Origin of the sequence: Ruminococcus sp., from assembly GCF_024691275.1 — a bacterium.
Classification (GTDB): Bacteria; Bacillota; Clostridia; order Oscillospirales; family Ruminococcaceae; genus Ruminococcus.
Map to the genome: position 1 here is coordinate 88,939 of NZ_JAILNU010000058.1, position 18,810 is coordinate 107,748.

Consider the following 18,810-nt stretch of genomic DNA (forward strand, 5'->3'; position numbering starts at 1 on the left):
GGAACGTCTCCTCGTCGTTCCGCAAGTTCACAGCCATTAGCCATGTAGGGGCGGCGTTTCGCCGCCCGTGTTATACAAAGCACGTAGCATGAAACAAAATGTACGGGCGAACATTGTTCGCCCGTAATAATGATATGAAAAAGCAGTCCGAGTGGACTGCTTTTTGTGTTATTGTTCGTTTAGTTCATTCAGAAGGTCGAGTGTCCTGAATATCTTTTCGCATTTCTTGCACTGCCAGTCACAGTCGCTCTTTTTTGTCTTCTTATGGAGCAATTCAAGAGCACTGCCGCATAGCGGACATGGAGCCCCCTCGCCGTTCCATAGCTTTTTCAGAAAGGTGAGTACTTCACTTCGGGAGTGCATATCAAGTTCGTGTAGTGTGATCTTTTCCATGAGTTTATCCTCATAAATCAGAAATTTAGTTTTTATGGCGCAGACTTCCAAAGGCAGCCCCTACAAGCTAACGGCTCATCACGCGCCGTATACCTGTGAAGCTATATCCACGGTCTGTTTAGCGTCCTTAGCATAGTATGTAGCGTTTATCTGCTCGGCGTATGAAGCGGTGAGGACAGCTCCGCCGACGACGGTCTTGCACTCGGGGTACTTCTCGTTGAGCTGACGTATAGTTTCAGCCATAGCGCCGAGGGTAGTAGTCATAAGCGCGGAGAGTCCCACAAGACTGACCTTGTGCTGGATAGCGGCTTCGACGATAGTCTCCGGCGGCACGTCCTTACCGAGGTCGATAACTGTGAAGCCGTAGCTGTCAAGCAGAACTTTTACGATATTCTTTCCGATATCGTGGATATCTCCGTGAACAGTAGCAAGCACGACTTTTCCTTTTGATACGCTCTCGCCGTTTGAAGCCGAGAGCTTTGTTTTTATGACCTCGAAGCAAGCCTGAGCAGCTTCGGCTGTGAGAATGAGCTGAGGCAGGAATATCTTGCCCTTTTCAAACTTAGCGCCTGCGTTGTCCAGAGCTGGTATGAGGTAGCTGTTGATGATCTCCATAGGGCCAACAGTGTTCATAAGCTCCTCGGCAGCTTTCACGGCTTGATTTTTCAGACCGTTCTCCACTGCGTACATTATATCGGGAGCTCCCTTGTCCTGCGCAGGAGCAGGAGCTTTCGGCGCACTGTCGTCATTTGCGTATATGCTGATGAAGTCTGCGGAATTTCGGTCGATGCCCGCAAGCAGCCTGTAAGCGCGGACAGCTCCTATGATGCCTTCGATATTTGGGTTTATGATAGGCAGCGTAAGACCGCTGTGAAGTGCCATAGTAAGGAAAGTACGTGTGATGAGCTCGCGGTTCGGCAGACCGAAGGAGATGTTCGATACACCGAGGACTGTGTTAAGTCCCAGTTCTGTTTTGACTCTGTGGAGAGCATTGAGGGTCTCCATAACGCCGTCCTGTTCGGCAGAAGCCGTCAGCGTAAGACAGTCGATGAAAACGTCCTCTTTTGGTATGCCGTACTCCATAGCGCGGCGGAGTATCTTTTCTGCGATAGCGAAACGTCCGTCGGCAGTTTTCGGGATACCGCCCTTGTCGAGAGCGAGTCCCACAACAGCAGCGCCGTACTTTTTGACGAGGGGGAGTATGCTTTCGAGGGAATCGTCCTCGCCGTTTACCGAGTTTACGATAGGCTTGCCGTTGTATACTCTCAGACCTGCTTCCAGTACCTCTGGTATAGTTGAATCCAGCTGCAAGGGGGTGTCGCATATGCTCTGGATAGCCTTTACAGCTGTTACCATCATTTCCTTTTCGTCTATGCCCGGAAGTCCGACGTTTACGTCGAGTATCTCCGCGCCTGCGTGTATCTGCTCGACAGCCTGACCGAGAATATAGTCCACGTCATGAGCAAGGAGAGCCTCCTTGAAGCGCTTTTTGCCTGTAGGGTTGATACGTTCGCCGATAACACGGGGCTGGTTTATGTTTACGCAGTTCACTGCGGAACAAGCGATACTTGCGCGGACGATTTTACGTGGTTTTCTTTCCATGCCCGAAAGAGCTTCGATCATAGCGGAGATATGCTCGGGAGTTGTTCCGCAGCAGCCGCCGAATACGGTAACGCCTGCTTCAGCAAGTTTCACGGCGCTTGCAGCGAAGTCGTGAGCATCAACGTTGTATTCATTGGTAACAGGGTCGGGAAGACCTGCGTTAGGCTTAGCAATAACGGGGAGAGATGTAAGGGAGCATATCCTGTCCAGTACAGGGAAGAGCTCGTCAGGGCCGAGGGAGCAGTTTACGCCGATAGCGTCCGCGCCCAGACCCTCCAGAACGGCTACCATACACTCAGGGGAAACGCCTGTGAATGTACGCATATTCTCCTCAAAGGTCATGGTGACGAGAACGGGCTTGTCGGAATTCTCCTTAGCTGCGAGGATAGCGGCTTTGACTTCGTAGAGGTCGGTCATGGTCTCGATGACGATAACATCGGCGTCCTTTCCTGCGAGTACGAGTTCCTTGTATACCTCATATGCCTCCTCGAATTTAAGTGTGCCGGCAGGTTCGAGAAGCTGACCTATAGGTCCCAGATCGAGTGCCGTAAGAGCCTTTCCTGCGGCAGCTTTTTTAGCGTTCTCAACGCCTGCGGAGACTATCTCTTCGACGGTATGACCGCTGTTTGCGAGCTTATAGCGGTTAGCGCCGAAGGTGTTGGCGTAGATTATGTCAGCACCGCTCTCAACGTAAAGGCGGTGGATCTTCATTATAGCCTCGGGGTCGGTGAGGTTCAGCAGCTCGGGGACGTGTTCGGTCTTGATGCCGTGAGATTGCAGCATAGTGCCCATGCCGCCGTCGAGGAACACGAAATTGTTGTTTTCAAGCAGGGAAAAGAATTTTTGGGACATAATTAACTCCTTATCGTCATTCGGACTTGAATGTGCCGATACACCTGAATGTTTCGAGATTCTCACTGAGATCGCGCATAACTGCCTGTACTGTCGGATCGGTGAGCTTGCCGCTGAAATCGAGGAAGAACATTACATTGAAGCTTCCGTCGCGGATAGGGCGGCTCTCGATACGGATAAGGTTCATATCGTTGACGTAGAATTTTGTAAGAAGACGGTAAAGACTACCCTCTTTATGAGGGATAGAGAGCATTACCGATACTGAATCGGACTCGGGGGCTACCTGCATCTCCTTGGAAATAACGATGAACTGAGTGCGGTTTACGGAAACGTCTGCGATATCCGTAGCGAGTATCTTCATACCCATCTGCTGTGCGCACTGTACCGAGCAGATAGCGGCGATATTCTCATCGCTCTCCATGACCTTTACGGCAGCTGTTGCGGTGTTTCCGTACTCCGAGGTCTTCAGACCGTTGTCACGCAGGAAAGAATCGCACTGAGCAAGAGCCTGAGGGTGAGAGTAGACCTTTTTCACCTCGGAGAGAGGGATATCGTTTTTAGCCGCGAGACAGTGGTTTATTTCGATGATGACCTCTTTGACTATGTAAACGGGGTACTTAGCCATGAGATCGTAGGTGCTGCTGACAGAGCCTGCGGTGGAGTTCTGAACGGGGAGAACGCCGTAGTCGATAACGCCTTCATGGACAGCCTTGAAAACGTCCTCGAAGGAGCGGAAGAAGGTGAACTCTCTGTCGCCGAATATGGAACGTGCAGCCACCTCGGAGTTAGCGCCCGAAGTACCCTGACAGCCCACGCTTTTAGCGCCTGCAAAGTCGGGGGCAGGATAATCGTGCTCTGTTGTATCCGCGAGTATCAGACGATTCTGCAATATCTTGCTGATATCCATGATAGTCGTAAAGAGCGCAGCTGTGCCTTTTTCCAGCCTTTTATCAGCAGTCAGCTCTGTGATGCGGTCGATGATCTCCTGTTCACGTCCGCCCTGAAAGACAGGCATATCGTGCTCTTTCTTGTAATCCGCAACGCCCTTGCAGAGCTTCATGCGCTCCATAAAGAACTTTAGAATATCGCTGTCGATTTCATCTATACCGTCACGCAGCTGTTTAATATCCATAAAAAATAACCTCCGATTTGAGCCGTCAGGTGTCAGCCGTTAGCTTGTAAAGGCTAATTGCTGAGGGCTAAAGGCTCATATTGATATACCTTACATATTATATCATTTTTTTTTGTAGAAATCAATAAAAAAGGGGGAAATATATTGCAAACGGCACTTGTTTTATGTTATAATAATACAGTATATAGTGAGTAACTATATCCACATGAACTTTTTAACGGACAAAAGGGTAAAAAACAGTGAAAAAAGTCAGAATATTGGGCATAGACCCTGGTTATGCCATAGTTGGTTTCGGAGTACTTGATTATGACGGCATAAGGTTCACTCCGATAGAATACGGCGCGGTACTCACAGAAGCAGGAACGCCTTTTCCGGAAAGGCTCAAGGCTATCCATGAGGACATAGAATTTATATTCAACAAGTTCGCACCCGACTGTATGGCGATAGAGCGGCTTTACTTCACGACCAACCAGAAAACGGCGATAGATGTCGCACAGGCTCGCGGAATAACAGTCCTGTCGGCAGCAACAAGGAATATCCCCGTATCTGAGTATACCCCGCTTCAGGTAAAGCAGTCTGTGGTAGGCTACGGAAAGGCTGAAAAGAAACAGGTCATGGAAATGACGAAGCAGCTCCTCGGGCTTGCGCAGATACCAAAGCCCGACGACGCAGCAGATGCCCTTGCAATAGCTATCTGCCACGGGCACAGCACACGCTTCAATCTGTAGCATCGGAGCAGAAGAGGTAATAAATACAATGATATACAGCGTAAAAGGAAAGCTTATAGTAAAAGAGCTGGGATTTGCGGTAATAGAATGCGGAGGGGTCGGCTACGGCTGCAAGACCTCCTACAATACAGTGGCACAGCTCGGAGATATAGGCAGCGAAGCTATGCTCTATACGTACCTCTATGTGAGAGAGGACGTTGTGGAGCTTTTCGGCTTTGCTACATTGCAGGAACTGAGCTGCTTCAAGCTGCTCATATCCGTATCGGGAGTAGGCCCGAAGGCTGCAACGGCGATACTCTCGGACGTAACGCCCGAAAAATTCGCGTTTCTTGTAGCGTCAGGCGACAGCAAGGCGTTCACCAAGACAAAGGGCATCGGAGCAAAAACTGCCCAGAGACTCGTTCTTGAGCTGAAGGACAAGATATCCTCTGAGTCCATAAGCGGCAGCATAAGCAGTGACGCTGCCGAGTTTTCCCGTACAGTTGACGGAGCGGCATCTTCATCTGTATCGGAAGCGCTCGAAGCCCTTATGGTACTGGGATATTCGCAGGGCGAGGCTGCTCCCATACTCGGGAAGCTTGATCCTTCACTGAGTACACAGGATCTTATAAAAGAAACATTGAGACTGATGGCAGCGAAGAATTTGCGTTGAAAATAATTTTTTATAAGGATGGTTACTGTTATGATGAATCTTGACGAATTGCTGAAAGCGGCTATAAAAGACCCCTCCTATCGTTCAACGTTCTTACAGACACTGATAAAGAGCGACGTTTACGTCATATGCAAAAATCCCGTCAAGCAGGAGCGCGACAGGTCAGAGGGAGGAGTTCAGCTGGAACTGGTCACTACCCAGAACCCCGACGGTGATATTTTTATCCCGTTTTTTACCAGCTATCGTGCGCTCCAGCAGTTTGCAAAGCGCTATGTTGACTGCTATAAGATCAACTGTCTGAGACTTTTTGACCTTATACAGTCCGTATCTGCGGTGCTTAATCCCAATTCCTACGGCAAGGAATTCTCGTCCCATGAGATAAAGAGCATACTGATGATAGCCAGAAACCTGAAGATAAAGGCTATTTCGTATAACGAAGCGGATATCATCTCCTATCGCCCTGCCGAGCATTCTGTTGACCACCTGATAAAGGCAGCGACAAAGTTCCTGTCCAAACAGCCGAATGTTGACCGAGCTTATATTATGGAGATGATAAAAGGCTGCGAAAAGCCGCAGATACTCATAGTTCTCGATATGATGGGCAGCACAAGGAAGCTCTTTGTGCCGCTGTCAAAGTACCTCTCAAAGACCGTAAAGGCTAACGAGCATCTTTGCTTCATAAGCTATGAGCAGGACATGGGCAAGAAGGCAGCGTCGACCGTTGAGCCGTTCTATGTCCGCAAGAAGCGATTCTTCGAGAAATAATTCGTAATATCAACATGATTCAAGAGGTGTTTATTTGATACAGACAGAGGATATGGAGTTCGCTCCGAGAATAATTTCGCCCGAGAATACCACAGAGGACAGCGATGTGGAGATAAGTCTCCGACCGCAGACCCTCCATGAGTATATCGGACAGGACAAGGTGAAGGAGAATCTTGCCATATATATCGAGGCTGCAAAGCGCAGGAGCGAACCTCTCGACCATGTGCTTCTGTACGGCCCTCCGGGACTTGGAAAGACTACCCTTTCTTCGATAATCGCCCATGAGCTGGGAGTGAATCTCCGCGTTACAACAGGTCCTGCCATTGAAAAGCCCGGCGACCTCGTTTCGCTCCTGACCAGCCTTTCGGACAACGATGTGCTTTTCATCGACGAGATACACCGCCTGTCAAGAGCGGTCGAGGAGATACTCTACCCCGCATTGGAGGACAGAGTTATTGATATCATCATAGGCAAGGGCCCTTCGGCGCGTTCCATACGCATGGATCTGAAGCCGTTCACACTTATCGGAGCCACCACCAGAGCAGGACAACTCTCTGCACCGCTCCGCGACCGTTTCGGCGTTATACAGCGCCTTGAACTTTATACTAAGGAACAGCTCACGGATATCGTGAGAAGAAGTGCTATGATACTCGGTATCCCCTGTACATCTGACGGAGCTGCCGAGATAGCAGGCAGAGCAAGAGGTACTCCGCGTATCGCCAACCGTCTGCTCAAACGTGTCCGCGATTTCGCAGATGTAATGGGCAATGGTCAGATAACGAAGGAGATAGCCTCTATCGCACTGAGCAGGCTCGATATAGACGATCTCGGTCTTGACGGACTTGACAGACGTATGCTTGAAATGATAATCAAAGGATACGGCGGCGGACCTGTAGGGCTTGAAACGCTTGCTTCGGCCATAAACGAGGAAAGCGTTACCCTTGAGGATATCTGCGAGCCGTTTCTCATGCAGCTGGGCTTCCTCGGAAGAACTCCACGCGGCAGAGTTGCCACAAGGCTGGCGTATGAGCATCTTGGCATAGCCGCTCCCGAGCAGTCTTCGGCATCAGATGACGGGCAGATGACCTTCTGAAACCTTCCCGAAAAGCGGACACGAGGGATAAAAGATGTTGATAAAGGGTTCGAGGAGATATAATCTCAGACATAACACCGAGAGGACTGAGCAGCCCGAATTCGGCAGAATGATAAACGGACAGGGCGTGGGAAAGGTCTCGCAGCTGAGATACGGGATATGCCGTATGAGTTTCAACGGCTGTGAGGTCATAGCTGTTCACAACGCGCTGGTTTACCTGAAAAAGCCGCACCCGCTTGGCGAGATAGCTTTTTACATGGAGCGCTTCCGTATGCTGCTGGGATTTTTCGGCTGCAATGCGTATAAAATAGGGAAAGCGCTTGCATACTTCGGTGCGGAGTATGAGCGAGTGAATGATATAACTGACGCAAAGGCGTTCATTGTCACATTCTGGACGAAAAGACCGTTCCTGTCGTCTATACACACTGTATTCTGCGTCCGCGAGGGCAGCAGCATAAAGGTGTACAACAGGTATAACGGCTGTTCGGCTGCGCAGATGTGCAGAAGCTTTGAGGAGGTCGCAGGAAAGCGCCGACCCATAGCGATATACAAAATAAGCTGAGAGTTGTGAGTTCAGAGTTGAGAGTTGGCATTTGTCGGGACGTCGATAACGCCGTCCCCTTTAATATCCTCAACTTTTAACTCTGAACTTACTAAGAAGGAGACTACTGATGGCAAAACTGTTCGGGACCGACGGTCCGAGAGGTATTGCGGTGACCGACCTCACCTGCGAGCTTGCGATGCAGACGGGAAGAGCTGCTGCTCTTGTGCTTGCGAAGAAGGACGGCGGAAAAACTAAAATACTCATCGGCAAGGACACGAGACTTTCCTCGGACGCACTGGAAGCAGCTGTATGTGCGGGGATATGCTCTGTGGGCGCGGACGTTGAACTGCTCGGAGTAGTCCCCACGCCTGCACTTGCGCGGCTTATCGTGAAATACGGTGCAGACGGCGGTATAATGATATCAGGCAGCCACAACAGCGCCGAGTATAACGGTCTGAAGCTCTTTTCCGCAAAGGGACATAAGCTCATGGAAGAAGCCGAGGACGAGATAGAAAGACTGGTGCTCACTTCTCCCGAGGAGATGAAGCTCTGCTCCCATGATGAAGTGGGACGGGTCATACACGGCGAAAATGCTGCTGATGAATATATTGAAAGCTTAAAGGAAGCGGCTGAAACAGACCTGAGCGGTCTGAAGGTCGCAATAGACTGTGCCAACGGCTGCGCTTCGTATACAGCCGAAAAGCTGTTTACAGCACTTGGCGCGGAGGTGCTTGTCATAGCCGACAAGCCCGACGGTACGAATATCAACAAAGACTGCGGAAGCACCCATATCCACCACCTCATGGAGTACGTAGTGGAGCAGGGCTGCGACTGCGGACTTGCCTTTGACGGCGATGCAGACAGGTGCATAGCAGTTGACGAAAAGGGCTGCATAATCGACGGCGACAGGCTAATAGCCATATTCGCCGAGAATATGAAAGCTCGGGGCAGGCTTGAAGGCGATACAGCCGTGATAACTGTCATGAGCAGTCTTGGACTGCGGAAGTATGCGGATTCTGTTGGTATAAAGCTGGTCAGCGCAGGCGCAGGAGCGCGGTATGTGCTGGAGCGTATGCTCGAAAGCGGCTACAAGCTGGGCGGCGAACCGAACGGACATATCATCTTCCTTGATGAGTGTAAGACGGGCGACGGACAGCTTGCAGGAGTTCGGCTGCTGGAAATATTAAAGTCAGGCAGCAGAAAGCTCAGCGAGCTCGCAGGAGATATGCCTGCATATCCGCAGGTCAAGCTCAATGTGAGGATACCGCCAAAGTTCAGGGAACTGTGGAAAAACGAGAAGGCTGTCACGGAGCTGATAGAGCGATATCAGAAGGAGCTTGGCAGCGAGGGCAGGATATTTGTCCGCGAGAGCGGCAAAGAGCCAATAGTTCGCATTATGACCGAGGGAAGCGACTTCGGCAGGATAAATGATATGGCTGTTGCAATAGCACAGTGTATCAAGGATAGCTGCGCATACTGAACCTGCGCAGGAGAATTCTTATAAGGAGTATTTACTTTGAGAACAGCAAATAACTGGAAGGATTACAAGATAATAGATACCTCTGACGGAGAAAAGCTGGAAACATGGGGCGATGTCAGCCTCGTGCGCCCCGATCCGCAGATAATCTGGAAGACCGAGCGTAAAGATCCGCTCTGGAAGAATGCAGACGGACACTATCACCGCTCAAATCAGGGCGGCGGACAGTGGGAGTTCCGCAAAAAGCTTCCCGAATCATGGAATATAAGCTACGGCGACCTGACGTTCAATATCCGCCCCACAGGCTTCAAGCATACGGGACTTTTCCCCGAACAGGCTGTAAACTGGGACTTTATGGCGGATAAGATACGCAGTGCGGGCAGAGAGATAAATGTACTGAACCTGTTTGCTTATACGGGCGGAGCTACCCTTGCCTGTGCAGCAGCAGGTGCTTCGGTGTGCCATGTTGACGCTTCAAAGGGCATGGTGCAGTGGGCGCGTGAAAACGCCGCAGCTTCGGGACTTACCGAGAAGCCTGTCCGCTGGATAGTGGACGACTGCGAGAAGTTCATCGCCCGTGAGATACGCCGCGGACGTAAGTACGACGCAGTTATCATGGATCCGCCCAGCTACGGCAGAGGGCCCGGAGGAGAGGTATGGAAGCTGGAAAACTGCGTTTACGACCTCGTTAAGCTCTGCTCGGGAGTTCTCTCCGACGATCCGCTGTTCTTCCTGATAAACAGCTATACCACAGGACTTTCTCCCTCGGTAATGGGCTATATACTGGGAACAGTTCTCACGGATAAATTCGGCGGCAGCGTAAGCTTCGACGAGATAGGACTTCCCGTAAAGTCCACGGGAATGACGCTGCCATGCGGCTCGACTGCTATCTGGCAGCAGCGTGACGTTTAAGCTGTTAGGGCGCGACTGCGCCGCTTATAGGGAACGCCGCCTTCGGCGTTCCGTGTGATCAACCATGTAAGGGCGGATATCATCCGCCCGTGATACACTAAAAAAGGAGTAATAATTATGGCAAAAGACGAAAGATTCATAAAAGTATATTCACAGGGAAAGCTCACCGTTTCACAGATATGGGTAGACACAGTTACAGGTGTGAACTATTTCTTCCATGAGGACGGCTACGCAGGCGGAATGACAGTTCTTCTCGACAAGGACGGCAAGCCTGTTATATCATCTCCTGCGGAGATAGAAGCTTTAAAGAAATAATATATTACAGGCGGAAATTTTCTTCTGTTTGAAGGAAAGGATAATAGAATGAAAAATACTATTATAGCAGCAGTTTTGGCTGCAATGACATTTGCCGCAGTGTCATGCAGTGATAAAAAGGAAGACAAACCTTCGGAAACCGAGAACACAACGGCTTCCGAAGCTGTTTCAACGGAAGATGTTACTGATGAGGCGGCAACAGAGGAAGAAACTGAGGACGAACTGACAAAACACCTCAGAGAAAAGCTGGAGGAGAATATCGAAAGATGTGTCGATATCACTTTGCAGGAGCTTCCCAAGTATGATATTCCAACTGACTGGAAAGAAATAAATAACGGAACACTTAAAATGCTTGTGCCGCCCGAAGTATCGGAAACGGAAAAGGAAAAGACGGATTCGGTATCTGTTGAAAATGAGTATCAGAATGAAGATAACAGCGTACATATAATCTTCCATTATTTGGACGAATGGGATGAGGGCTGGGTTTATCATCCATCCTACCCGGATCTTACAGGAGAGGACGTTAAGGCAGCTTTTTCAGAGCTTGGAGTTGATTACGACGGTTCAAGAGCTTCATTCCTGAAGGCTATATCCTCTTTCACAAGTGACGATAAGACAGCTGAAAATGAGAAAGCCTTCAGAATAGCTTCGATCGAAAAGGGAATCGAATTAGGATATTATGGATCGCTCTTTCATAATTTGTCAGACGGACATGATGTTTATATAGAAGGAGGATTCGGCGAATACATGAATGAGGACGAGATGAGAGTTGCCTATGCGCTCATTTTCGCCGACAGCAACAAGGAGTATAGTGTAAGAGTAGAGGCTCCTACAAAGGAAGAGTTACTCATGATTTGCTCAACTTTATCCTTTAGTTAAAGAACAGGTATAAATATGGAAAATATAATCGAAATAAGAGGTCTGCACTTTGCCTATGAGTCCGACGGCGAGGACAAAAAGCCCGTGGAAGTACTCAAAGGAATAGACCTTGACATAAAGCAGGGTGAGTTCGTAGCAGTGCTTGGGCATAACGGCTGCGGAAAATCTACCCTCGCAAAGCACCTGAACGCCATACTGCTCCCCACTGAGGGAACGGTCACGGTGGACGGGATAGATACAAAGGACGAGGAAAAGCTGTTCGAGCTGCGTCAGCGCGCGGGAATGGTATTCCAGAATCCGGACAACCAGATAGTTTCCTCGATAGTCGAGGAGGACGTAGCCTTCGCTCTGGAAAATCTCGGCGTACCCTATGAGGAGATGCGCAAACGAGTGGACGAGAGCCTTAAAGCCGTGGGAATGTACGAGTACAGACTCCATTCGCCCAGCCAGCTCTCGGGCGGACAGAAGCAGCGAGTGGCTATCGCAGGCGTTATCGCAATGCAGCCAAAGTGCATAATCCTTGACGAGCCGACGGCTATGCTCGACCCCCAGGGACGCAAGGAAGTCCTTGCGACGATACACCGCATGAACCGAGAGCAGGGCATAACAATAGTGCTCATAACTCATTATATGGACGAAGCCGCAAACTGTGACCGCGTTGTGGTCATGGACAAGGGGCAGGTAGTCCTTGACAATGTGCCTGAGAAGGTGTTCTCGCAGGTGGACAAGCTGAAAGCTATCGGGCTTGATGTACCGCAGGTCACAGAGCTTGCATGGGAGCTTCGCAAGGCAGGCTGCGACATATCCCCCGAGATAATCTCGGAGGAAGAGTGCGTGGCAGCTATACAGAAGCTTTTTGCAGACTGAGTACGGACGTACTCGCACAAGAAAGAAAAGGAGAATAGAATTGGCTATCCTTGAAACACAGGAGCTTACATACACCTACAGCATGGGAACTCCCTTTGAGAAGACCGCTGTAGACCATGTGAGCCTTAAAATAGACGAGGGTGAGATGGTGGGCGTAATGGGTCACACAGGCTCAGGCAAGTCCACGCTCATACAGCATTTCAACGGACTGCTCAGACCGACTTCGGGCAAGGTGCTCCTTGACGGCAAGGACATATGGGCAGACAAGGACAAGATAAGAGATGTCCGCTTCAAGGTGGGACTTGTTTTCCAGTACCCCGAATATCAGATATTCGAGGAGACTGTATTCAAGGACATCGCCTTCGGACCTAAGAATATGGGACTTGACGAAGCCGAGATAAAGCGCCGTGTATACGAAACAGCCCGTGATATCGGACTTAAAGAGGAGCTTATGGAGCGTTCGCCCTTTGAGCTCTCAGGCGGTCAGAAGCGCCGCGTTGCTATTGCAGGCGTAATGGCTATGGAGCCGAGAGTGCTCATACTGGACGAGCCTACCGCAGGTCTCGACCCTGCCGGCAGAGATAAGATACTCTCCCATATCAAGCGCTATCACGAGCGCACAAAGAATACCATACTCATAGTCTCCCACAGCATGGAGGACATTGCCACATTTGCCGACAAGATACTTGTCATGAGCAAGGCTAAGCTCTTCTGCTATGATGAGACAGTGAATGTGTTCGCAAGAGCTGATGAGATATCGGACATAGGTCTTGATGTACCTCAGATAACCAAGGTCTTCGGAGAGCTAAGGCGCAGGGGACTTGATTTCGGCAAGGAAGTCTATACCGTGGGATATGCCCGCGACCTGCTTCTGAAGCACCTGAACGCAAAGGGAGGTACGCTGAATTGCTGAGAGATATAACTATCGGACAGTACTTCCCCGGGGACAGCATTATCCATAAGCTCGATCCAAGATTCAAGATCGTGATAACGCTCCTTTACATCGTAATGCTCTTTTCGGGAGGCAGTTACCTTTGCCTCGTTGTAGGAGCTGTCTATACTTTCGGAGCTATCCTGCTTTCGAGGATACCCGTCAGGATGTTCTGGAAGAGTGTAAAACCGCTGCTGCCGTTCCTGATAATAACGGCGGTGCTGAACCTGCTGCTCATGAACACAGGCGATGTGATCTGGCAGTGGAAATTTCTGAAAATAACCGAAAGCGGTCTGAACACCAGCTTATTCATGGTCATAAGGATAGTGCTCCTCATCATGGGAAGCTCTCTCTTGACATATACCACCTCACCAATAACACTTACAGACGCTATTGAAAGGCTCCTTTCGCCGCTGCGCAAGGTGAAATTCCCGGTGCATGAGCTGGCAATGATGATGTCGATCGCACTTCGCTTCATACCGACACTCATTGAGGAGACCGACAAGATAATGTCTGCACAGAAAGCTCGCGGAGCTGAAATAGACACAGGCAGCTTTACAACAAGAGCTAAGAATCTCATCTCCATACTGGTGCCGCTGTTCATATCAGCATTCAGACGCGCAGATGAGCTCGCAACAGCAATGGAGTGCCGTTGTTATCACGGCGGAGACGGAAGAACAAGATTAAGACAACTCAGATCTGCTCCGAGGGACTATATCGCACTTGCGATAACGGTTCTTTTCCTTGTGGGAGTGATCGTGCTCGGCAAGATCGCCTGAGCAGAACAAAAGAGAGGGAAAAAATGAACAATGAGGAAAAAGTGACCGCTGCACACAGTCGTATGGAGCGGTTCAGGAAAGGTAAATTCTATCGGATAATGTACGAAAAGGGAGTATTCTATTTTATCCTTTCGTTCCTTATCCCATTTTCGATAATACTTTATGCCTTTGGTCAGTACGGGATACACCCTTTCGGAGACAGGCAGATACTTGTCGTTGACCTCTGGCATCAGTACTATCCGTTTTTCAGGGTGCTGCGCGAAAAGCTCACCACAGGCGGCTCGATGCTGTATTCGTGGGAAAACGGACTTGGTACGAATTTCCTGTCGTTGATATCTTATTACGCAGCAAGTCCGCTGAACCTGCTGTCGGTATTTTTCGGCGAGGGGAACGAGCGTGATGCGCTCACGTTCATACTTGCGGCAAAGATAGGCTTTGCGGGAGCGTTTTTCAGCACATTCCTGCGATATACCTACAAGCGCAAGGACTTTTCGATATGTATGTTCTCGGTGATGTATGCTCTTTGCAGCTATACGCTGGGATACTACTGGAACGTAATGTGGTTCGATACTATAGCACTGTTCCCGTTGGTAATGATGGGCATTGTGGCTATATGCCGCGAAGGGAAATGGAAGGTATTCACCTTTGCACTGGCATTTTCCCTCATATCCAACTACTACATCGGCTACTTCACTTGTGTGTTCTCGATATTCATGTTTGCTGCGGCAAGCATTATCGAGTGCAAGGGCATCAAGGACTGGTTCAAAAAGCTGTTCCTTATGCTGCGTTCATCTATACTCGGAATATGGCTGGGCGGATTCATACTCCTGCCCGCATACTTCGGACTGAAACTCACATACAGCGCAAACAACACCATGCCGACTGTTGTGACCTTCTACGAGGACTGGAAGAAGATAATCTCCCATGTACTTTCTTACGATGCGCCTACAAAGGTGGACGGACTCCCGAACTACGCCTGCGGAATGCTTGCAGTGCTGCTTTTCGGCGTGTTCCTGTTCTCATTCGGCATAAAGATAAGGGAGAAGATCGCTTCACTGCTCATGCTTGCACTCATAGTTGTGAGCTGCAACATGAATATCCTCAACTACATCTGGCACGGCTTCCATTTCACCAACCAGATACCGTACCGCTTTGCGTTCATATTCAGCTTTGTGCTCGCAGCAGCGGCTTTCAGGGCATACGACATTATCCTGTCAAAGGGTATAAAGGTGTACCAGCTGGTGCTGATGCTCATAGTTCCTGCGGCAGTATTCGTACTTAATCGTATGACAGGCGGTGTGGATTACGAATTTGAAGGAGCAGTAAAGAGCTCCGCAATAATCACGGGAGCGTACTGGCTGGTATTCATAGCGGCGAAGATATTCCCCTTCAGGACCCAGAACAAGCGCAACGTGCTCATGACTTTTGCCCTTGCGGCAGCTGTTTTCAGCGAGTTCATAAGCAATGCTCAGATGGGTGTCAAGACAGTTGATACCACCGGCTACAGTGATTACCCTGCCGAAAACGCAGAGGTCCAGGAGCTCCTTGAATACGAAAGGAACACAGACAAAGACCTGTTCTACAGAAGTGAGATGACACAGACATATACTCTCAATGACAGCGCCCTTTACGGCTACCGCGGTCTGTCACAGTTCTCCTCAGCAGCAAATGTCTCCGTGACGACGCTGTGCAAGAGACTTGGTCTATACGCTTCAGAGGCAGGAAACAGATATTACTACAGAACATCTACTCCTGTAGTTAATTCACTTTTCGGAATAAAGTACCTCATCAAAAAGAACGGCGACCTCAACACAGAGGAATGGGTATTCGACAATGTTCATACAGCCGATGATTCTCAGCTGTATAAGAACCGCTACCCATTGTCGCTGGGCTATATGGTCAATGAGAAGATACTTATGATGGAAGACAACGGCGGCGCTAATCCCTTTGAGTACCAGAACGACCTCGTCCGCCGTGCAACAGGCGTTGAAGACAGCCTCTTCATTCCGCAGCCTGTGGCACTGGTCGAGTACGAAGGACTTGAAGTGACCAAGAACGGTTACGGAAATTACACCTTCCAGACTGAGGAAAACAGAGTAACAGGAAGCGCTACCTATTCATACAGCTGCATCGACGGAAGCTACCTCTACGGTTATGCTAACGGCACAGGCGGCACCTGCGATTCCCTTGAGATAAGATGCGACGGCAATCTTGTCGATTCGGGAAAGCTTATCGAAAGCTATCCTTTAGTGTTCCCCATGGGCAACGGACAGGAGGGCAGCACCTCTACTGTCAGATTAACGTCTAACGAAAAAAATAAGTCAGGCAATTTTAAGCTCATGATCTACGCTTTGAATAAAGATGTCTTTGAGAGAGCCTATGACGCACTTGCAGATGAACAGCTCGAAATATCAAGCTTTTCTGATACCAAGATATGCGGAAAGGTAAATGCAAAGAAGGACGGCATCATGATGCTTTCCATGCCTTACGAAAAGGGCTGGAAGGTATATGTTGACGGCGAAAAGGCGGAGACCTTCAAGCTCATGCAGTCACTGCTGGGATTCAGGGTCGGAAGCGGCGAACATGACATAAGGATAGAGTATACGCCTGAAGGCTTCTGGCTGGGTGTTACATTCACATTTTTGAGCCTGTTGTTTATCGTACTTCTTATGGTATGCGAAAGAAAGCGCAGGCAGCTCAGACGCAGACAGGCAGCTCAGGCAGCTGCTGAGGCGCGGCAGGCAGAAGAGAATTATCCGAAATTCCCGTATGGCAATAAAGCAGAGATATACGATCAGGTCAGCGAGTCGCTCCTCGCCGAGGATATCGGCAGGGTAGAGGACTCAGAGGTCGTTCTTTATGACGGAACCAAATCAGATGAAAAGGAGGCGGAAGATGCGTAATCTGAAAGTAATGGCAGCTTACAGAGGAACTGCTTACCATGGCTTTCAGCGGCAGAGCAACGCAGTAACGGTTCAGGAGGTGCTTGAAAAAGCACTTTCAAAGGTGCTCAATGAGCCGATAACCATAACGGGCTGTTCACGGACGGATACAGGTGTCCATGCCAATCAGTTCTGCTTCAATGTGAAAACGAACAGCAAAATAAACTGCCTCGGCTTTTGCAGGGGAGTGAACGGAGAACTGCCCGATGATGTATCTGTATTGAGCTGTGAGGACGTACCGCTTGATTTTCACGCAAGATTCGACTGCAAAGGCAAGGAGTATGTTTACAAAATGCATTGCAGCGAATCAAAAAATCCCTTTGCAGCAGACCTTATGCTGCATTACAGAAGGAAATTCGACGTGGAAGCAGCGAGAAAGGCTGCACAGTATTTCGTGGGAACGCATGATTTTTCATCATTTTGTGCCGATTGTACAAATGTTTCAACAACGGTAAGAACTATTTATTCTTTCAAAATAGAAAAAAGTGGAGATTCTGTGATAATGCTTGTAAAAGGCAACGGTTTTTTGTATAATATGATTAGGATAATGGTGGGCACTCTTATCGACGTGAGTGAGAAGCGGCTCGCTCCCGATGATATCCCCGCTATCCTGGACGCAAAAGACCGCCTGAAGGCAGGCAGAACAGCAATGGCTCACGGATTGTATCTCAATCGCGTATTCTACAGCGAGGAAGAAATGTTCGGTGAGACGGCAGAACAAAGCTAAGGAGGTATCAGCGTGCCGAAAATGTATGACGCCGATGATATCGTCGATCTTAAAAATCGAAAAAGGCGGCGCAAAAGGCTGAGACGGTTTCTTACGATACTGCTTACAGCCGCACTTGCCACGGGGCTATATTTTACCCGTGACAGTTGGTATAATAAACTCAGGGGAATAGGAGAACAGTACAGAACTATCGTTAACTCCGGTGAGCTCGCAGAGGGAAATTTCCCTATCGAGGTAAGCGGAGGTTCGGATTATCAGCTTGAACTTACGGACAGGAGGGTGATCGTTCTAAGTGATACGTATGCTTACTTTTACGATGCAGACGGCAAGAGACTGAAACGCCGTCAGCATACCTACAAAAATACAGTGCTCCGTGCAGCAGGCGGACGTGCATTGCTGTATGAGCACAACGGAAAAGAGCTTAGTGTTGAGGACGAAGAACAAGTCTACTTCACTAAAACTTATGCAGATAAGCTCATACTATTTGCGAGAATAAGTGAACAGGGCTATACTGCTGTGGTTACTACCTCAGACAGCTATAGCTGCGAACTTGAAGTATATGATAAATGGGGAAAGGGCATATACAAAAGGAAATGTATCGAAAGAGTCTGCGACCTTAGCTTCATAAACGGAAGCAAGGGATGTGTGCTGAGCTTTATCTCAGCCGAAAACGGTCAGCTCGTTACAAATGTTCAGGAAATAAGCTTCAGCGAGGAAGGAGATCATTGGACTTCTCCGGGGCTGAATACTGTTGGTCTTGACGTTTACGGTTTTGGAAATGGCGCTTTTGTGCTTGGCGATGACGCTTGCGGATATGTTGACGGCAGCGGTCAGATAAGTTCATTCTATACTTATGACGGCGTGCTCGCAGCAGGCGCAAGTGAGGACGGAAAATCGGCTGTCATCATAAATAACGATGACAGAAGAAAATACGTCATGGCACTGTTCAGCGGCGGAAGCTCGGAAGCCCTTATCATTGACCTTGAAGAACCGTCGATAGACGTTATTATCTATGATGAGCTTGCTTATGTACTGTGTGAGGGAAGAATAAAAGCTTATGACTTCAACGGCGGACTGCGTTCAGTTGCTGATGTAAGCGATTCCTACACAGGTTTTGTAAGAAGCGAAGATCATATTTTCCTGAAAGGTTATAATAAAATAGATCGTATAGATTATGAAAGCTGACTTTTGATACATATTATTTACAAGTCGAAAGGAGG

General features: G+C 49.2%; 18 protein-coding genes. 15 read left to right on the forward strand and 3 right to left on the reverse strand.

The features are described from left to right. Positions 1–168 precede the first annotated feature (168 nt). The 3 genes from K6G33_RS07120 to K6G33_RS07130 form a co-directional block, all read right to left on the reverse strand. The gene (locus K6G33_RS07120; protein ID WP_296777766.1) at positions 169–393 is read right to left on the reverse strand and encodes a hypothetical protein; all 225 of its coding nucleotides are present in this window, start codon (positions 391–393) and stop codon (positions 169–171) included. 78 nt (positions 394–471) lie between these two features. After that, positions 472–2,847, reverse strand: coding sequence for a homocysteine S-methyltransferase family protein (locus K6G33_RS07125; RefSeq protein WP_296777768.1), 2,376 nt, complete (start codon positions 2,845–2,847; stop codon positions 472–474). Positions 2,848–2,863: 16 nt separating this feature from the next. Further along, positions 2,864–3,979: a bifunctional chorismate mutase/prephenate dehydratase gene (locus K6G33_RS07130; RefSeq protein ID WP_296777769.1), complete on the reverse strand. Its 1,116-nt coding sequence runs from the start codon at positions 3,977–3,979 to the stop codon at positions 2,864–2,866. Between the two features lie 239 nt (positions 3,980–4,218). Here K6G33_RS07130 and ruvC point away from each other — a divergent pair, with 239 nt between their 5' ends. The 15 genes from ruvC to K6G33_RS07205 all read left to right on the forward strand — a co-directional run bounded on the left by ruvC (position 4,219) and on the right by K6G33_RS07205 (position 18,775). Then, positions 4,219–4,707 (forward strand): crossover junction endodeoxyribonuclease RuvC, encoded by a 489-nt coding sequence (ruvC, locus tag K6G33_RS07135; protein ID WP_296777771.1) that lies wholly within the window; start codon positions 4,219–4,221, stop codon positions 4,705–4,707. A 28-nt stretch (positions 4,708–4,735) separates the two neighbouring features. Next, positions 4,736–5,359 carry a Holliday junction branch migration protein RuvA gene (gene ruvA, locus K6G33_RS07140; protein ID WP_173449978.1) on the forward strand — a complete coding sequence of 208 codons (624 nt, stop codon included), beginning with the start codon at positions 4,736–4,738 and terminating at the stop codon, positions 5,357–5,359. Positions 5,360–5,389: 30 nt separating this feature from the next. Further along, complete coding sequence (locus K6G33_RS07145; RefSeq protein WP_296777773.1) at positions 5,390–6,124, forward strand: enhanced serine sensitivity protein SseB; 735 nt, start codon at positions 5,390–5,392, stop codon at positions 6,122–6,124. 34 nt (positions 6,125–6,158) lie between these two features. Beyond that, positions 6,159–7,217 carry a Holliday junction branch migration DNA helicase RuvB gene (ruvB, locus tag K6G33_RS07150; RefSeq protein WP_296777774.1) on the forward strand — a complete coding sequence of 353 codons (1,059 nt, stop codon included), beginning with the start codon at positions 6,159–6,161 and terminating at the stop codon, positions 7,215–7,217. A gap of 34 nt (positions 7,218–7,251) precedes the next feature. Continuing rightward, the gene (locus tag K6G33_RS07155; RefSeq protein WP_296777776.1) at positions 7,252–7,779 is read left to right on the forward strand and encodes a hypothetical protein; all 528 of its coding nucleotides are present in this window, start codon (positions 7,252–7,254) and stop codon (positions 7,777–7,779) included. Between the two features lie 109 nt (positions 7,780–7,888). Beyond that, the gene (glmM, locus tag K6G33_RS07160) at positions 7,889–9,241 is read left to right on the forward strand and encodes a phosphoglucosamine mutase (RefSeq protein WP_296777778.1); all 1,353 of its coding nucleotides are present in this window, start codon (positions 7,889–7,891) and stop codon (positions 9,239–9,241) included. A gap of 36 nt (positions 9,242–9,277) precedes the next feature. Beyond that, positions 9,278–10,150 carry a class I SAM-dependent methyltransferase gene (locus K6G33_RS07165; RefSeq protein ID WP_296777779.1) on the forward strand — a complete coding sequence of 291 codons (873 nt, stop codon included), beginning with the start codon at positions 9,278–9,280 and terminating at the stop codon, positions 10,148–10,150. A 117-nt stretch (positions 10,151–10,267) separates the two neighbouring features. Further along, entirely contained in the window at positions 10,268–10,465 is a 198-nt protein-coding gene (locus K6G33_RS07170) for a DUF6440 family protein (RefSeq protein WP_296777781.1), read from the forward strand. Positions 10,466–10,513: 48 nt separating this feature from the next. Next, positions 10,514–11,344, forward strand: a complete 831-nt coding sequence (locus K6G33_RS07175; protein WP_296777783.1) for a hypothetical protein — start codon at positions 10,514–10,516, stop codon at positions 11,342–11,344. Positions 11,345–11,359: 15 nt separating this feature from the next. Continuing rightward, entirely contained in the window at positions 11,360–12,211 is an 852-nt protein-coding gene (locus K6G33_RS07180; protein WP_296777784.1) for an energy-coupling factor transporter ATPase, read from the forward strand. 40 nt (positions 12,212–12,251) lie between these two features. After that, on the forward strand, positions 12,252–13,124 hold the full coding sequence (locus K6G33_RS07185; RefSeq protein ID WP_296777786.1) for an energy-coupling factor transporter ATPase: 873 nt from the start codon (positions 12,252–12,254) through the stop codon (positions 13,122–13,124). Then, positions 13,118–13,921, forward strand: coding sequence for an energy-coupling factor transporter transmembrane protein EcfT (locus K6G33_RS07190; protein ID WP_296777787.1), 804 nt, complete (start codon positions 13,118–13,120; stop codon positions 13,919–13,921). The genes K6G33_RS07185 and K6G33_RS07190 overlap by 7 nt, the downstream gene beginning before the upstream one ends. Before the next feature lie 23 nt (positions 13,922–13,944). Further along, positions 13,945–16,824, forward strand: a complete 2,880-nt coding sequence (locus tag K6G33_RS07195; RefSeq protein WP_296777789.1) for a YfhO family protein — start codon at positions 13,945–13,947, stop codon at positions 16,822–16,824. After that, the gene (gene truA / locus K6G33_RS07200) at positions 16,817–17,590 is read left to right on the forward strand and encodes a tRNA pseudouridine(38-40) synthase TruA (RefSeq protein WP_296777790.1); all 774 of its coding nucleotides are present in this window, start codon (positions 16,817–16,819) and stop codon (positions 17,588–17,590) included. Before K6G33_RS07195 ends, truA begins: the two co-directional genes overlap by 8 nt. Before the next feature lie 21 nt (positions 17,591–17,611). Next, on the forward strand, positions 17,612–18,775 hold the full coding sequence (locus K6G33_RS07205; protein WP_296777846.1) for a DUF5711 family protein: 1,164 nt from the start codon (positions 17,612–17,614) through the stop codon (positions 18,773–18,775). Positions 18,776–18,810: the final 35 nt, after the last annotated feature.

Coding starts and splice junctions, on each gene's coding strand:
- K6G33_RS07120 (WP_296777766.1), bottom strand. CDS start 393: ATGGAAAAGATCACACTACACGAACTTGATATGCACTCCCGAAGTGAA.
- K6G33_RS07125 (WP_296777768.1), bottom strand. CDS start 2,847: ATGTCCCAAAAATTCTTTTCCCTGCTTGAAAACAACAATTTCGTGTTC.
- K6G33_RS07130 (WP_296777769.1), bottom strand. CDS start 3,979: ATGGATATTAAACAGCTGCGTGACGGTATAGATGAAATCGACAGCGAT.
- ruvA (WP_173449978.1), top strand. CDS start 4,736: ATGATATACAGCGTAAAAGGAAAGCTTATAGTAAAAGAGCTGGGATTT.
- K6G33_RS07145 (WP_296777773.1), top strand. CDS start 5,390: ATGATGAATCTTGACGAATTGCTGAAAGCGGCTATAAAAGACCCCTCC.
- K6G33_RS07155 (WP_296777776.1), top strand. CDS start 7,252: ATGTTGATAAAGGGTTCGAGGAGATATAATCTCAGACATAACACCGAG.
- glmM (WP_296777778.1), top strand. CDS start 7,889: ATGGCAAAACTGTTCGGGACCGACGGTCCGAGAGGTATTGCGGTGACC.
- K6G33_RS07170 (WP_296777781.1), top strand. CDS start 10,268: ATGGCAAAAGACGAAAGATTCATAAAAGTATATTCACAGGGAAAGCTC.
- K6G33_RS07175 (WP_296777783.1), top strand. CDS start 10,514: ATGAAAAATACTATTATAGCAGCAGTTTTGGCTGCAATGACATTTGCC.
- K6G33_RS07180 (WP_296777784.1), top strand. CDS start 11,360: ATGGAAAATATAATCGAAATAAGAGGTCTGCACTTTGCCTATGAGTCC.
- K6G33_RS07195 (WP_296777789.1), top strand. CDS start 13,945: ATGAACAATGAGGAAAAAGTGACCGCTGCACACAGTCGTATGGAGCGG.
- truA (WP_296777790.1), top strand. CDS start 16,817: ATGCGTAATCTGAAAGTAATGGCAGCTTACAGAGGAACTGCTTACCAT.
- K6G33_RS07205 (WP_296777846.1), top strand. CDS start 17,612: ATGTATGACGCCGATGATATCGTCGATCTTAAAAATCGAAAAAGGCGG.